This is a genomic window from Nocardia altamirensis NBRC 108246 (assembly GCF_001612685.1).
Lineage (GTDB): Bacteria > Actinomycetota > Actinomycetes > Mycobacteriales > Mycobacteriaceae > Nocardia > Nocardia altamirensis.
This window is the reverse complement of sequence record NZ_BDAY01000042.1, coordinates 1-14271: the sequence shown is the minus strand read 5'-3', so window position 1 is coordinate 14271 and position 14271 is coordinate 1. Positions and strand designations below refer to the sequence as shown.

At 67.0% G+C, this 14271-nt stretch carries 13 protein-coding genes; 5 read left to right on the top strand and 8 right to left on the bottom strand.

What is annotated here, in order from left to right; translation table 11 throughout:
* Positions 1 to 487: 487 nt before the first annotated feature.
* The 5 genes from NA11_RS22375 to mftA form a co-directional block, all read right to left on the bottom strand.
* Positions 488 to 1843, bottom strand: a complete 1356-nt coding sequence (locus NA11_RS22375) for a GAF domain-containing protein (protein ID WP_069163920.1) — start codon at positions 1841 to 1843, stop codon at positions 488 to 490.
* A gap of 126 nt (positions 1844 to 1969) precedes the next feature.
* The gene (mftG, locus tag NA11_RS22370; RefSeq protein WP_069163963.1) at positions 1970 to 3427 is read right to left on the bottom strand and encodes a mycofactocin dehydrogenase MftG; all 1458 of its coding nucleotides are present in this window, start codon (positions 3425 to 3427) and stop codon (positions 1970 to 1972) included.
* Between the two features lie 127 nt (positions 3428 to 3554).
* On the bottom strand, positions 3555 to 4955 hold the full coding sequence (gene mftF, locus NA11_RS22365) for a mycofactocin biosynthesis glycosyltransferase MftF (protein WP_069163962.1): 1401 nt from the start codon (positions 4953 to 4955) through the stop codon (positions 3555 to 3557).
* Positions 4956 to 5185: 230 nt separating this feature from the next.
* On the bottom strand, positions 5186 to 6751 hold the full coding sequence (mftC, locus tag NA11_RS22360; protein WP_084654950.1) for a mycofactocin radical SAM maturase: 1566 nt from the start codon (positions 6749 to 6751) through the stop codon (positions 5186 to 5188).
* Between the two features lie 16 nt (positions 6752 to 6767).
* Positions 6768 to 6914, bottom strand: a complete 147-nt coding sequence (gene mftA, locus NA11_RS46350) for a mycofactocin precursor MftA (RefSeq protein ID WP_069163919.1) — start codon at positions 6912 to 6914, stop codon at positions 6768 to 6770.
* Between the two features lie 267 nt (positions 6915 to 7181).
* Here mftA and mftR2 point away from each other — a divergent pair, with 267 nt between their 5' ends.
* A complete protein-coding gene (gene mftR2, locus NA11_RS22350) occupies positions 7182 to 7805 on the top strand; it encodes a mycofactocin system transcriptional regulator MftR2 (RefSeq protein WP_084654947.1) in 624 nt (207 codons plus the stop codon).
* Positions 7806 to 7911: 106 nt separating this feature from the next.
* The gene (locus NA11_RS22345; RefSeq protein WP_069163918.1) at positions 7912 to 8994 is read left to right on the top strand and encodes a ferredoxin--NADP reductase; all 1083 of its coding nucleotides are present in this window, start codon (positions 7912 to 7914) and stop codon (positions 8992 to 8994) included.
* A gap of 40 nt (positions 8995 to 9034) precedes the next feature.
* Here NA11_RS22345 and NA11_RS22340 read toward each other — a convergent pair whose 3' ends face one another.
* From NA11_RS22340 to NA11_RS22330, 3 genes are all read right to left on the bottom strand, one after another.
* Positions 9035 to 9775: a DNA alkylation repair protein gene (locus NA11_RS22340; RefSeq protein ID WP_069163917.1), complete on the bottom strand. Its 741-nt coding sequence runs from the start codon at positions 9773 to 9775 to the stop codon at positions 9035 to 9037.
* Between the two features lie 19 nt (positions 9776 to 9794).
* Positions 9795 to 10556: a glutamate racemase gene (locus NA11_RS22335; protein ID WP_069163916.1), complete on the bottom strand. Its 762-nt coding sequence runs from the start codon at positions 10554 to 10556 to the stop codon at positions 9795 to 9797.
* 97 nt (positions 10557 to 10653) lie between these two features.
* Positions 10654 to 11865, bottom strand: a complete 1212-nt coding sequence (locus tag NA11_RS22330) for an NAD(P)/FAD-dependent oxidoreductase (protein ID WP_245746054.1) — start codon at positions 11863 to 11865, stop codon at positions 10654 to 10656.
* 155 nt (positions 11866 to 12020) lie between these two features.
* On the opposite strand from NA11_RS22330, the gene NA11_RS22325 reads away from it, so the two are divergent.
* From NA11_RS22325 to NA11_RS22315, 3 genes are all read left to right on the top strand, one after another.
* Complete coding sequence (locus NA11_RS22325) at positions 12021 to 12380, top strand: SPW repeat domain-containing protein (RefSeq protein ID WP_069163915.1); 360 nt, start codon at positions 12021 to 12023, stop codon at positions 12378 to 12380.
* 5 nt (positions 12381 to 12385) lie between these two features.
* Positions 12386 to 13033 carry a TetR/AcrR family transcriptional regulator gene (locus NA11_RS22320; RefSeq protein WP_069163958.1) on the top strand — a complete coding sequence of 216 codons (648 nt, stop codon included), beginning with the start codon at positions 12386 to 12388 and terminating at the stop codon, positions 13031 to 13033.
* Between the two features lie 90 nt (positions 13034 to 13123).
* Positions 13124 to 14080 (top strand): type IV toxin-antitoxin system AbiEi family antitoxin domain-containing protein, encoded by a 957-nt coding sequence (locus NA11_RS22315; protein ID WP_069163914.1) that lies wholly within the window; start codon positions 13124 to 13126, stop codon positions 14078 to 14080.
* The last annotated feature ends 191 nt before the right edge of the window (positions 14081 to 14271 follow it).

Genomic DNA, 14271 nt, shown 5'->3' with positions numbered 1-14271 from the left:
CAGAGCCTCCTAGATCGGCGAAACAAAAGCTGGCCGAGCGCATTTGGGCAGCACGAATAAGCCGCTGCGGCAGGGTTTTCCGCCCTGCCGCATGGCATCGACCACCACAGGCGATTCGGCGAGGCGGGTGACGCGACGGCGTCACCACGCGAGATCCGACAGATGTGCGTTGAACGGGGATCGGCGACCCGGCATGGTCACCGCCGTGGCGAGCGCCGCGCCCACCGACGGCTCTGCCTAGCTCTTGATCGGTCCTCCAACTTCATTGCCGCGCAGCGGGCGCCGCGGCTATGTCAGCTACGTCACACGGAGCTGATCCGTGCATTGCGAACATTAGGCCCTTAGTTAATAAAAAGGAACTTTTTCCCCTAAAAACTTCTGGACGCTTGACCAGTGCAGCTACCTGGGCCGAAGCTACGACGCAGAGCGGGGCGCGCGACCACTTTACTGTCGCGTATGTGAGCTACCACACTTTTGGAAGTGCAGACTATGAGCGGGAACGTTGCATCCACGTTGCATCGGCGCCGAGCCGCCGATCGAGCACCCGAATCTTGGCCTCGATCTGCGCATATAGCGGCGATTCACGGTCGACCGTCGCCCGGTACGCGGCCCATGCCGCGGCGTCGTCGCGCCCTGCCGCGCCCGCCGTCCACCGCCGAAGCAGTGCGGCGTCCCCCGAGCTCAACATCGCAGTCCGCAGCCGCACCCGCAGCTCGTCGCGAATGTCGATAATTCCCGGCGCGGTCGAGCGCGGCAGCACCGGTCCGGCATAGAGCCGTAATGCCGCATCGACATCACCGGAGTCGAGCGCGGCGCGCAGCGCCTCCACATCTGTTGCGATATGGACACGCAAACGGTAAGGGCGCGAGCCGAATACCGTCGGACCGACGACGGCACGCAGCCGCGACACCGCGGCGCGGATGGTGCCGTTGTCCAGATCCGTATCGTCGAGCAACAACGCGAGATGATCGGCGCCGAGCCCCTCCGGGTGCTCGGTGAGCAACAGCAGGATTTCGGAATGCCGCTGCGACAACGCAATCCGATCGCCCGCGATGCTCAGTTGCGGCTGCCCGAGGCCGAGCACGTCGAGCCCGAGCCTGCCGGACGCGTCCACGGGCTGCCCGCCGGGCGAGCCGTGCCGACTCGACCGCATCGCGGCCAGCAGCAGATCCATCTCCGCGGCCGCCGCGGCCGCCTTCACCAACGCGAGGATCTCGGGCTGGGCGACCCGCACACCGCCGGCGATCATCAGCACGCCGACCAGCCTGCCGTCCGGATCATGCACGGGCGCAGCGGCTCCGGTGATCTGATGCATCCGATGCAGGAAGTGTTCCGGGCCGTGGATCCAGGCGGGCCGCCCGGTGCGGACCACGAGGCCGACCGCGTTCGTCCCGATGCGGCGCTCACTGAGATCGTCGCCTGCCCGCAGGCCGATCTCGGCCGCGGCGCCCACCTGGTCCGGGTTGCCCTGCACCGAGAGCACGCGACCGAACTGGTCGGCGACCACGACGATCAAACCCGTTCCGGCAGTGTCCTGTACGAGAAGCTTGTCGATCAGCGGCATCAGCGCGGCAGTTGGATGCGCCTCGCGGTAGCGATGCAGATCGGCGCCACGCAGGCCGCGTCCGTCCAGCGGCTCCATCGGGTCGACGCCGCCGCGCACACTGCGCAGCCAGGATTCGAGCACAGCCGGGCGCAACAATCCGGCAAGCTGGGTAAGCTGATCGCCACCCGCGCCGAGGTGGCCGTGGGCCTGCGCGGCATAGGATTCGAGCGCGCCGAGTTGCGTTCCCGGCTCGACGCCGTGCTGTGGGGGCCGCCCACCTGCAATGTTGCTGACCATTTGCCTTTCTTTCCGCCCCAAACTGTACCGGCGCGTATCTCGCGACAAGGGCGGATGTCCGGGTTTGTCCGCCAGGTCACACCGTGTTTGCACCACGCACAAATGTGACCTATTCGTCTTTCGCTTTCATCGGACGGGAAAGCCCGCCACGTTTTCCGCAATCATCACCGTGGTCGCTTGCGGGCCTCGGCTCAACGGCACCGGAACGACGGAAAGATCGACCACCGACAAACCGTCGACTCCGTGCACTCGACACAACTCGTCCACCACCGCGCGGTCGTCGTTGGCAGGTCCCATCCGACAGGTTCCGGATAAATGTTGCGAGGTTGCCAGATTCGCGTGCAGCCAGTCGTCGGCCGCGTGCGGCGGTCCCGGCATCGGGTCAGTGCATGCCGTCGCGCCCATCTTCCGGATGATCTCCGTCGCCGTCGCCACCGCGGCGCGTAGCCGCGTCCGATCGTGCTCTGCGGCGAGGTACCGGTACTCGATAGCAGGCGGCACCGCGGGGTCGGCCGACCGCAGGCGCAGCACGCCTGCGGACTCGGGTCGCATCAATGCCACACCGAGTCGCCACTGGCCCGGGGTGAAAGGGACCGTATACGGTCGAATTTCGATGTCGTCGATGGTCAACACGTATTCCAGGGGAACAGCGGCGCACTCGGGCACCGATAATCGGTATTCGAGGCCGATTTCCGGATGATCGGTGCACCAGCCACCGACGGGTGCGGGATGCACTATCGGAATATCGAGCGCCCGAAGATGTTCAGCGGGACCGATTCCGGAACGCTGCAGTATCGCGGCGGATTCGATCGCGCCCGCGCTCAACACGATCCGGTCGGCCGAGAAGGTTTCCACTCTGCCGTCGCGGAGCACCTCGACACCGACCGCATCGGTGCCGCGGAAAAGGATGCGCACTACCGATACCGAACCGTGCACAGCGAGATTCGGCCGTGCCGCAACCGGGAGCAGGTAGCAGGCCGCCGTGCTCACTCGCCTGCCCGCCTCGGTATTGCACGGCACCAGACCGACACCGTCGCCGGTGCCATCGGGTGCGTTCATATCGGCGACCGCCGGAAAGCCTTCGACCGCACAGGCGGCGGCGAACTCGGCGCTCACGGGAGCCGGATTTGCGGTGCGGCGCACCGGAATCGGGCCGGACTGCCCGTGCCACGGCTGTGCACCGAAATCGCGGTCATTTTCCGAGCGGCGGTACGCGGGCAGCACGGCATCCGACGACCAGCACCGCGACGATTCCACCGCCGCTGCCCACGCCGCGAAATCCGCGCCGGTTGCCCGCACGAAATAACTACCATTGACCGCGCTCGATCCACCGAACACCTTGCCGCGCACGATATTTGTCGTACCGCCACGGTCGGTGAGGCGAACCGGGTAGTGCCACAACCACGACGCGTCTGCCGCCAGCGGCAGGCGGGTGGCATCGCGCAGTGCCGCCGGAATTGCGTCCGGCGTGGTCCACAACGGACCGGCTTCCAGCAGCCGCACGGTGTGGTTCGGATCCTCGCTCAGCCGCGCCGCGAGCACACAACCCGCGGTGCCGCCGCCGACGATGAGCGTGTCGGTCATCCGAACCTCAACCTTCAGGCCGCCACTGCCGGGGACGGCTCCCACTGAGGAATCGACAACCCACGCAACGGAATAAGACGAACACCGAGATGGCGAGCAACCCGAAACCGTACAACCAGGTGGGCCATCAGTGTGACGGCGCAGTAGGTTTCAGCGATTCGACGCTGCGCGCACGGAAGGCGCCGAGCCACAGGCCGGTGCCGTAGGCGATGTCGTCGAGCCGCTTGTACGCCACGTACCGCACCGGATCCAGGCCACCCGCATCGCGATGGGTGAACCAGTCCGCCAGCCCGTCCGCGACGGCCATGGTGATCGCGATGCGCCGAATTCGCTTGGAGGCCACCATCGCCAGCAACGTCACGGGCCAGTAATGCCTGCACATCGCCGACGCCAGCCGCCACAGACCGGCGAAGAATCCGCGGGCCAGATAGATCGCGGCGATCCGCGTCGGATTGTCCAGCTCCGCGAAGACCCGCCGTAGTCGGACCAGCGCGGTGGCCAAGGTGATCAACCCGCCGAACAGTCCCCACTTCGACAGGGTGGCGAACAGGAACGCGGCGAGCATGGTCCACGAGGGCAGCGACAGCGGCGAGACCATGCCGGGGTGACGTGCACCGAGCGGCGCTGCGCCGGTGCCGTAGAACAGCTTTCGGCCGAACCAGGCGCGGAACGACACCCGGTGATCGTGCGCGACATGGGCGGCGGGCTCGTAGCGCAGGCGCCAGCCTGCCTGCTCGAGCCGCCAGCACAGATCGACGTCCTCGGCGACCTGCATCGACTCGTCGAACCCGTCCAGTTCGAGCAGGGCACGGCGGCGCACGAGCAGCGCGGCGCTCGGCACGTAGGACACCAGCCCGTGCGACTGCACGGCGGCCTCACGCCTGCCCAGATCCAACGAGGAGCGCGTGTGCTCGTAGCGGGCGAGTGCGTTGGACTCCGGGTCGAGCGCGACGATCCTCGGGGCAACCAGCGCCACCTCCGGGTCGCTGAAATGTCCGAGCATCACCTCGAGCCAGCCACTGCGCGGCACCACGTCCGAATCCAGGAACGCGACGAAGTCTGTTGTCGCAGCCTTCAATCCGGCGTTGCGCGCGGCGGCGGGCCCTTGCTTCTCGTCCTGGCGCAGCACGGTCACCCGGCAGCGGGTGCCGCGGTCGCGCGGGATCTGCACCGGCTGATCCGAACCGTCGTCGACCACGATGACGTTGTGTCCGCGCAGCGCGGCGAGCAACCTGGCGAGCCCGTCGGCGTTGTTGTGCAACGGCACGATGACCGTCACGTCATCGGGCGACGGAAGCAGGCGGGGACGCGGATTGGCTACTCCGGAGTCGAGCAGCCGTCTGGCAACGGTCGCGGATTTCGGACCGGTCACCTCGAGGTACCCGTCGCCGATCATCTCGGCGGCCTCCGGGGCAAGTCGCAGCAACCGTGCGGGGGAACCGCCGATCAGCACCCGCCCTCCGGAGTATGCGCGTACCCGTGGATCAATCCGCACCCCGAATCCGTCGGGCAGGCGATCATGGCGCATTCCTGGCATGCTAGGCGGAGATTCGCGCATTAGCATCATCGGTCCGGTTAAAAGGACAGAATTCCGCACGAATCCGTCCCGCCGAGTGATGTGACACTCGTTGCAGTGCACGATGACGCGCGACCGCGCGGCCGAATTCAGCATCCGGCAACGCGGCGGCAATCGGCCGGTCGCAACCGGCGGACCCCCGCCGCGCGGCAGGCAGCAGACGACTGGCTATCGCCATGGCATCACGCGAACGGACTCTCATCACAGGCCCGCGCAGGCGGACGTTCAGGTGGAAAAACGCTCGGGCGCGTCACGGACAGGGTCAGCGGCACCGGACCGGGTTTGCGCGCGGCCGCCCGCGGCGTTGCCCGCCGGGAGTGATCGACCGAGGAGCGCGGGATCATCCGCGCGGTGTCGGCCAGCGCCGCCTCGCCATAGCCCTGCACGCATTCGGGATCAGGACCGTCGGCAGGCAGACCCGTGAAGAACTTCGCCGCCATGCAGCCACCACGGCACGCGTCGTAGTGACTGCACGACGCGCACGCGCCGCCGCCGCTCGGCTCCCGCAACTCGGCGAAGAGCTCCGACTCCTGCCACACGGCGCGAAAACCACCGTCCGCCACCACGTTTCCGGCATGGAACCGGTCGTGGATGGCGAACGGACAGGCGTACACATCGCCAAGCGGATCGACAAGACAGACCACCCGGCCCGCGCCACACATGTTCAAACCGGGTAGCGCCTGACCGAACGCGGACAAGTGAAAGAACGAGTCGCCGGTCAGCACGCCCTCGCCGTTGCGCAGCAGCCAGTCGTAGAGCACCCGCTGCTGCTCCTGGGTCGGATGCAGGTCGTCCCACACGTCCGCACCGCGACCCGAGGGCCGCAGTCTGGTCAATCGCAAGGTGGCGCCGTACCTTTCGGCGATGGCACGGAACTCGTCGAGCTGGCCGATGTTGTGTCTGGTCGCCACGACGGAGATCTTCGCGTCCTTGAACCCTGCCGCCGCAAGGTTTTCCAGCGCACGGATGGCCATGTCGTAGGAACCGGGACCACGCACCGCGTCGTTCACCGCGGCGTCGGCGCCGTCCAGCGAGATCTGGACGTCGACGTAGTCGCTGGCGGCCAGCCGGGCGGCGACCTCGGGGGTGATCCGAACTCCGTTGGTGGAGAACTTCACTCCGACGTGATGCGCCGTCGCATAGTCGACCAGCTCCCAGAAGTCCGGGCGCACTGTGGGTTCGCCGCCGCCGATGTTCACGTAGAACACCTGCATGCGCTCGAACTCGTCGATCAGCGCCTTGCACTGCTCGGTGCTCAGCTCCCGTGGATCGCGCCTACCGGAGGAGGACAGGCAGTGCACACAGGACAGATTGCAGGCGTAGGTCAACTCCCAGGTCAGGCAAATCGGTGCGGCGAGACCGGTTTCGAACCGATCGACCAGTCGGACCGCCGCGTCGGACGGCGGGACCACCCCCGCCGTCGACGGCGCCGGAGCCGCGCTCGATCGCGCGGGCTCGGCGGCGGGCGCCAACGGGGCATCGGTCGGCGCACCGACGATCATGTCTGAATCGACCAGCTGTGTCAGCGCTTTCACATAGAGCGCGGAATTTTCGTCGGAAACGCCCGCTGCCCGCAATGCGGTGCGCGCGGACGGGTGTGCTGGCAGCGACCGCACGATCTCGACGATCCGCGGGCTCTTCAGGAAGGAGAGCTTGCGGGTGCCGAAGTGGTAAAGCAGCGCGCCGAACGGTTCGGGCCGCAGCGCCACCCGCGGATGGAGTTGCCATCGGGTATCGAGATCGAGCATGGTCTCTCCCGCCTTGTCAGTAGACGCCGCACATGCCGTCGATGGACACCTCTTCGATGAGGGTCTCCTCGACCAGCGGTGCGGATTCCTGTGTCGTCTCGACTGTGCCGACCGTTCCCGAGTTGTCGGTGTCGGTGTGTGCGGTGGCTCCGTATTCCGGCATGTGTACCTCCGAGCGAGCGATCCGTGGCCGCGGCCACCCGATGTAGCCGCGATCACACGATAACGTCATTCGCTGACAAAATGGAACATGTTCCACTAAGCGGGACGGTCGCCGGCCGATCTTGCTGGTCGCCGCCGTCGCGCCCACTTCTCTGCACGGCGAACCGGCCGACGGCGACGCCCTCTAGACTTCGGATGGAAAGTTGCTGAACAGACGTGACGGGCGACACGCGCCCGCGGTGGTAGAGGTGGCATGGGAGTCGGACGGATGCAGACGAGCGGGGGCGGCAATACTCTGTCGGAGTCCGAGATCGTCGAGGCTGCTTTGCGGGTGGTCCGCGAAGACGGTGTGGAGAAGTTGTCGATGCGGCGACTGTCCCGCGAACTCGGCGTCTCGCCGATGGCGCCGTACTACTACGTCGCCGACAAGCGGGAGTTACTCGACCTCGTCGCCACCGCCGCGCTGACCGGAGTACGCACGCCACCACCGGAATCCGGCCCGTGGCAGCATCGGCTGCGCGATCTGATCGATCAGATCGACGACAAGCTGCGCAAGCATCCAGGCCTCGGCGACGTGCTGATCGAGCAGATGCTCGGCAAACAACTCGATCTGATCGCGGCCATCATGGAGATCCTGTTCGAGGCCGGGTTCACCGAGCGCAACGTGCTCGCCGCGTACGCGACGATCCACACCTACCTGTTCGGCCGCAGCCGGGTGAACCCGCGCGATCGCGCGCCGCTGTCGGATGTCGCACTCCCGGACGCCGTCGAACGCGCCACCAAGTACATGGCGGACCTGCGCGGAAAGTACGCATACGACTTCGGCATGGAGGTGTTGGTCGCGGGCCTCGAGGCCCAGCTTGTCCGGCAGCCGAAGTCCGACGTACGATGAAACTGAAACACGTTCTAGTTTTGGCGGTACCCGGTTGTCCTGAGCGACGGGCCGCCTGCGCCTGGTTCGAGAGGACGACATGAACGCAGTATCGCGAAGCGATGCGATGGGGGGTGGTGGTCGGGCGACGAGTGGGCCCACAGTCGAGGTGCCGCATGGCTCGCGTTCGGTCGTGCTGCGGGTAGCCGCGGTCATCACCGAGACGATCGATACCTGCTCGCTGGTCTTCGACATCCCCGACGAGCTGCACGATCGCTTCCGCTATCAGCCGGGCCAGTTCCTGACGCTGCGCATCCCGAGCGAGCTGACCGGCTCGGTGGCCAGGTGCTATTCGCTCGCCAGCTCGCCGTACACCGACGATCGGCCGAAGGTCACCATCAAGCGGACGGTCGGCGGCTACGGCTCGAACTGGGTGTGCGACAACGTGAAACCGGGCGACTCGCTCGAAGTACTGCCGCCCTCAGGTGTTTTCACGCCGAAGGATCTCGACGCCGACCTGTTGCTGTTCGGCGCGGGCAGCGGCATCACGCCGGTGATGTCGATCCTCAAGTCGGCGCTCGCCCGCGGCAACGGCCGAGTCGTGCTGGTGTACGCCAATCGCGACCACGAATCGGTGATCTTCGCGGCCGAGCTGCGTGAGCTGGCGGACAAGCATCCGCAGCGGTTGACCGTCATCCACTGGCTCGAATATCTGCAAGGCTTGCCGACCGCGGACGCGTTGGCCACCCTGGTCACCCCGTACCAGGAGTTCGAGGCGTTCATGTGCGGGCCGAAGCCGTTCATGGATCGCGTGCACGACGCACTCGGCCAGCTCGGCGTGCCACGCGCGCGCACCCATGCCGAGGTGTTCAATTCCCTTGCGGGAGATCCGTTCGCGGATCAGGCGCCGGTCGAGGTGTCCGACGAGGAAGCGGCCGACGCGGCCACCGTCGAGGTGGAACTCGACGGCGAGGTGCACGAGCTGAGCTGGCCGCGCAAGCAGACCCTGGTCGACATCATGCTGGCCAAGGGTCTCGACGTGCCGTACTCCTGCCAGGAGGGCGAATGCGGGTCGTGTGCCTGCACGGTGCTCGAGGGCAAGGTCGAGATGGACAACGCCGAGATCCTCGACCCGGAGGACATCGAGAACGGCTATATCCTCGGCTGCCAGGCACATCCGGTGACGGACCACCTGAAAATCCAGTTCTGAAGCGGTGTCTCGTCCAGGAACGACCTTCCTGGACGGGGCACTAGCGCGCTCGGTAGTCGGCGCGAACCACGGCGTCCAAGTGCTCGGTGGCATAGCTCAGCGCGGTACGGCCGAGCTGCGCCGCGTGCTTGTCGAGGAAGCCGGTCAGCAGGCGCTGATCGATCCGCTTCCCGACCTCGCGCAGCATCCAACCCAGCGCCTTCTGGATGAGGTCGCGGTGGTCGTCGAGCAGTCGCTCGGACAGTGCGAAAGTCGTTGTGGCGTCGCCGTTCTTGATGAACGCGAAGGTGGAGAGCAAGGCAACCCTGCGCTCCCACAGCGAGTCGGCGGCAGCGAGCTCGAACAACAGGTCGCGGGGTTTGTCGGCCAGCCATGGGCCGATTATGTTCTCGGCGGAGGCGTCGACCAGGTCCCAGTTGTTCACCCTGCCGCGGCGCACGGCGGCCAGATAGAGATCAACCATGGCGGCACGCGCCTCGTCGTCGAAGGTGCGTGGCTTGGAGGCGGCGGCGAACTTGGCGTTGAGGATGATCAGCCCGGCGAACCGATCCTCGTGCACGGCGCTGTCGAGCAGCGCGTCGATCTCGATGAGCGGCAGTGCCGCAAAGCGTTTCGCGATGCCGCGAGTCATCGGCACGCGCACGCCGAGGAAGACATCGCCCTCGCCGTACTCCCCTGGCCCGGTTTTGAAGAACCGCTGCAGATGGATCGCGTCCTTGGCATCGGCGACCGCCGCCAGGGCGGCCTGCACGTCGGCGGCGGTCTGCGCGAGTTCGTTCATCGAACGGCTCCTTAGCGATTCAGCCTTGGGCTCCGAGGATTCGACCTGATTCGAAGGTGGCGGCGCTGGCAGGCAACGCGCCAGGCCGTCCGCTGTTACGCACCAGCACTTCTCCGTTGCCGGGGTTCGGCCTGCCGAGTGCGTCCATGCGCCGGATGGTTTGTGCGGCAACGGCTTGCGCGCTGTCGAAGAGGCGGACACCGTCAGGCAGGGCGGCGACGATGGAGTCGATCACCAAGGGGTAGTGCGTACAACCGAGGACAACGCCCTCGACGTCGTCCGGGGTCTGCTCGACCGCGCGGGCGATGGATTCGCGGGCGCCGACCAGGTCGCCCCGATCGATCGCATCGGCCAGGCCGTGACAGGCCACGCCGACAACGTCCGCGTCGCCGCCGAACTTGGCGATCAGATCCGCCTGATACCGGCTTGCCGTCGTCGCTGCGGTGGCCCACACCGCCACCGACCGGCAGACGGCCGCGGCGGGCTTGATCGCGGGCACGGTGCCGACCACCGGCACGTCCGGCCCCACCTCGGCGCGCACGTGCTCCAGTGCGGTGACGCTCGCGGTATTACAGGGAATCACGATGACTTCCGCGCCGAGATCGATCGACATCCGCGCCGCCCGCACCACCCGTTCGATCGTCCACTGCTCCGGCTTCGGCCCCCACGGCGCGCCATCCGGGTCCAATTGCAGCAGCAAATCCACGTCTGGCCGCAGCTTGCGCAGCCAGGCGGATGTGGGTAGCAATCCGAGACCCGAATCGATGAGCGCGACGATCACATCGACAACCGTATTACAGCGCTCCGACGCGATTTGCGCGGTAGCGCCCGGACCGGCCGCCGGGCACCGCGCGGGCCCGGCGAACGACGTCGGTGAGTCAGCTCGGAGTGAGCAGTTCCGCGACCGGCGCGCCCGCGGCGATCTTCGCCCTGGTCTTCATGACCTGAGCCGTGGTGCCCGCGCCGACGACGCCGGTCAGCGTGCCGTCCTGCGAGTAGTAGGCGAGGAATTTGCGGCCGTCGTCGGTGACCAGATGGACGTCGTCGGTCGCGGCGGGAGTGCCGAGCGCCTGAATCTTGACGTCGTACTGGTCGCTCCAGAAGTACGGGACGCGGGCGACAGTCGGTGCGGCCGCGCCGAGCAGGGCGCAGGCGGTGAGCCGTGCCTGTTCGCCCGCGTTGGTCCAGTGTTCGACCCGCTTGCGGTGACCGGTCTGGTGCAGCCAGGCGGCCACATCACCCACGGCCCAGACTCGGTCGGCCGAGGTGCGGCCCACCTCGTCGGCCAGGACGCCACCGCCTGCCGCCGGGTCGGCGAGGGCAATGCCGGAGTCGGCGAGCCATTCGGTCACCGGACGCGATCCGACGCCGATCACTACCAGGTCGGCGGCCACCTCGGCACCGTCGGACAGGCGGGCGCCGCGGACCCGGTCGCCCTCGGCGAGAAGCGTGTCCAAGCCGGTGCCGCACCGCAGATCGACGCCTGCGGCCGTGTGCATCCTGGCAACGAGCGCGCCGATCTCCGCGCCGAGCACCGAGGCGAGCGGCGTCGGCTGGGGTTCGACCAGGATCACCTCGACGCCGCGGGTGCGGAAGCTGGCCGCGAGCTCGCAGCCGATGAAGCCTGCGCCGACCACGAGTGCGGTTGCGGCATCGGCCAATTCGGCGCGCAGGGCGGTGGCGTCGGCGTGGCCGCGCAGCACGTGCACGCCGCGCAGCTCCGGCAGGCCCGGCAGGCGGCGCGGGCGCAGGCCGGTCGCGATGATCAGCTGGTCGTAGTCGAGCGTGCTGCCGTCCGCGAGCTTCAGCTGCCGCGCCGCGGTGTCGACGCCGACGGCCTCGGTGCCGAGCCGCAGGTCGATCTGCTTCTCCGCGAAGAACTCCGGCGGACGCAGCGTGGTGTCGTCGGTTTCGCCGCGGACGAATTGCTTGGACAGCGGCGGCCGGTCGTAGGGCGGCCTGGACTCGTCGCCCAGCAGGATCAGCGGACCCGCATAGCCTGCGCGGCGCAGTTCCTCGGCGGTACGCAGGCCGGCGAGCCCGGCGCCGGCGATCACGATCGGCGCGGGGTCTGTTGGTGAAGGCGACACAGAGCTCACCCTAACGTTTGCTTGGTTCGGCGCCAGAGTGAGGCCGGTCACTCGGCGATCGCCGTGCAATCGTAGCCATACCGATATTGATCGGGCGGTCAATCAGGTCTATACCGAAAGGCAGGACACATTTCCTGAGCCCTAGGAGGCACATCATGTTCACCGAAAGTCGCGCACAAGATTTACTGGCCGTCGTGCTCGGCGTCTTCGCCGCGCTGTCACCGCTGTGGGTGGAAACCACCGACAAGGCGATGTGGTCACTGATCGTGCTCGGCGTCCTCATCGCGCTCACCGGTCTCGCCCAGATGTACCGGCCCGCCATGGGAGCCACCGCCGACTACGCGATGGGCCTGTTCGGTCTGCTGCTCTTCATTTCCCCGTGGGCCATGGACTTCACCGAATACCGGGGCGCATCCTGGACCGCATGGGTAGTCGGGGTAGTGACGGCGGTAGTCGCGGTAGCGGCACTGCCGGCGGTGTCGGGACGTCTGCACAACATGGCGCCGCACCACTGATGCAGATGCCGAAACCCGGTCGGCAACGGCCGGGAAAGGAACCGCGAGCCGGGCGTCGCCGTAGCGCGAAAGTGGACGGCGACGCCCGCCAGCTCATTCTCGACTCCGCCGAAAAGCTCTTCGCGGCACAGGGATTCGACGCCACCGCGACGGCGGCCATCGCTGGCGCCGCCGGTGTGCCGAAAGGTCTTGTCTTCTATTATTTTCCGACCAAGGATTCGATACTGTCGGCGCTGATGGCGGAGCGGGTGCCCGCGCAGCCGATCGAGGACATCGGCACCGTTGTCGCGCCAGGCGATCCGGCCGCCAGTCTCGTCGCGCTCGACGCCGCGCTCAACCTGCGCGATCACCATTCCTCCGTGCTGCGCGTCATCATGTGGCGCGAGGCCGATACCCATCCCGACGTGCGCCGCCAACTACGCCATCTGCGTGACCAATTGCTCGACGTCACCGCGCGGGTGTTGCAGGCGAGCGCGCCGAACCCGGTCCGTCCCGGCACCCTGAGCGCCTGCGCCGCCGCCTGGGTCTCCGCGATGTTCGCGATCGCGAGCACCGATCGGCTGCACGCCCTCGACGGCGTGCCCATCCCCACCGCCGAGGAACTGCTCAACGTCGCCCAGGTGGTCGCCGCCGGGATGACGCAACTCGGTTAGGGCCTTCCCCAGTTATCCACAGGGTGCGTGTTGTGCACACTCGCTGACGCGGGGCTGTTTTCGCGCTCGGTAGGCAGGCACGCTCGGGGCATGGACGCACCTCACCTGATCTCTCGGCGCCAGGCGCTCGCTTCGGGGCTGTCCGACCGGGAACTGCAGCGCCGCTGCGAGTCCGGACAATGGCGACGGATTCGACCTGGGCGCTATCTCGATGCGCCGGAACCGGACCCCACACCCGAAGGGCGACATGTGCTGCTCGCCGTCGCGACGTGCGATGCGATGTCCGTTGAACCCGTGCTGAGCCACTGTTCCGCGCTGGTATTCCACGGAATACCCACCTGGACTATCCCTTTGGACCGGGTGCACCTGACGCACAGTCGAACAAACGGTGGGCGAATCCACAAGCAACTCGTCGTCCATGCAGCGCACCTGGAACCGGACGAGATCACCATCGTCAACGACCTCCGAGTCACCACCCCGCCCAGGACCGTTTTGGACATCGCACGCTCCATGGATTTCGAGCAGGCGGTCGTCATCGGCGACAACGCACTGCACCTGGGGCTCACGACCACCAACGAACTGCGGGAACACCTGGAGCGGGCACGCCAGCGCAGAGGAGCCCGAAAAGCCGCGCACGCCATTGCATTCCTGGACGGCCGCAGCGAAAGCATCGGCGAGTCCCTGAGCCGAATAGCCATCCAACGAGGTGGGTTACCGGCACCCGAGTTGCAGGCGCGGGTCTTCACCGATGCGGAAATATGCGTCGGCCGAGTCGACTTCCTCTTCGCCGAACTCGGTGTGATCGGTGAATTCGACGGAGCGGTCGAGTGCCGGAGCGAATTGCGCGGCGTGCACCTGCCGGAACAGGTTGTCACGGCGGAGAAGAACCGCGAGGAACAGTTGCGCTCTCTCGGCTGGACGGTGGTCCGCTGGAGCTGGACCGACTTGGACGATCCCACCCGCCTGGCCAGAAAAGTCCACGCCGCCGCAGCAATCGCGGCTCGCACCCGCCGCTCCGGAAGATGGATCCCCAGTCCGAAGCCGTAAGCATCGACCACGCGGCCGATTTCACCGTCTTTCGGCTTTGGGCTAGTAGGCCTCGGGTTGACGGGAGAGAAATGGTTGTTGGCCCGTTGACGGGAGAGAAATGGTTGTTGCCCCATCGACGGGAGTGAAATGGTTGATCAACTTCATCGACGGGAGTCCAATGGTTGCAACACGCCGTGCGACACGCACCA

Excerpts from the sequence above, each read along its gene's own strand:
- NA11_RS22340 (WP_069163917.1), bottom strand. The coding sequence starts at position 9,775 with ATGAACGAACTCGCGCAGACCGCCGCCGACGTGCAGGCCGCCCTGGCG.
- mftA (WP_069163919.1), bottom strand. The coding sequence starts at position 6,914 with ATGCCGGAATACGGAGCCACCGCACACACCGACACCGACAACTCGGGA.
- mftR2 (WP_084654947.1), top strand. The coding sequence starts at position 7,182 with ATGCAGACGAGCGGGGGCGGCAATACTCTGTCGGAGTCCGAGATCGTC.
- NA11_RS22320 (WP_069163958.1), top strand. The coding sequence starts at position 12,386 with ATGCCGAAACCCGGTCGGCAACGGCCGGGAAAGGAACCGCGAGCCGGG.
- NA11_RS22325 (WP_069163915.1), top strand. The coding sequence starts at position 12,021 with ATGTTCACCGAAAGTCGCGCACAAGATTTACTGGCCGTCGTGCTCGGC.
- NA11_RS22315 (WP_069163914.1), top strand. The coding sequence starts at position 13,124 with ATGGACGCACCTCACCTGATCTCTCGGCGCCAGGCGCTCGCTTCGGGG.
- NA11_RS22375 (WP_069163920.1), bottom strand. The coding sequence starts at position 1,843 with ATGGTCAGCAACATTGCAGGTGGGCGGCCCCCACAGCACGGCGTCGAG.
- mftG (WP_069163963.1), bottom strand. The coding sequence starts at position 3,427 with ATGACCGACACGCTCATCGTCGGCGGCGGCACCGCGGGTTGTGTGCTC.
- mftC (WP_084654950.1), bottom strand. The coding sequence starts at position 6,751 with ATGCTCGATCTCGATACCCGATGGCAACTCCATCCGCGGGTGGCGCTG.
- mftF (WP_069163962.1), bottom strand. The coding sequence starts at position 4,955 with ATGCGCCATGATCGCCTGCCCGACGGATTCGGGGTGCGGATTGATCCA.
- NA11_RS22345 (WP_069163918.1), top strand. The coding sequence starts at position 7,912 with ATGGGGGGTGGTGGTCGGGCGACGAGTGGGCCCACAGTCGAGGTGCCG.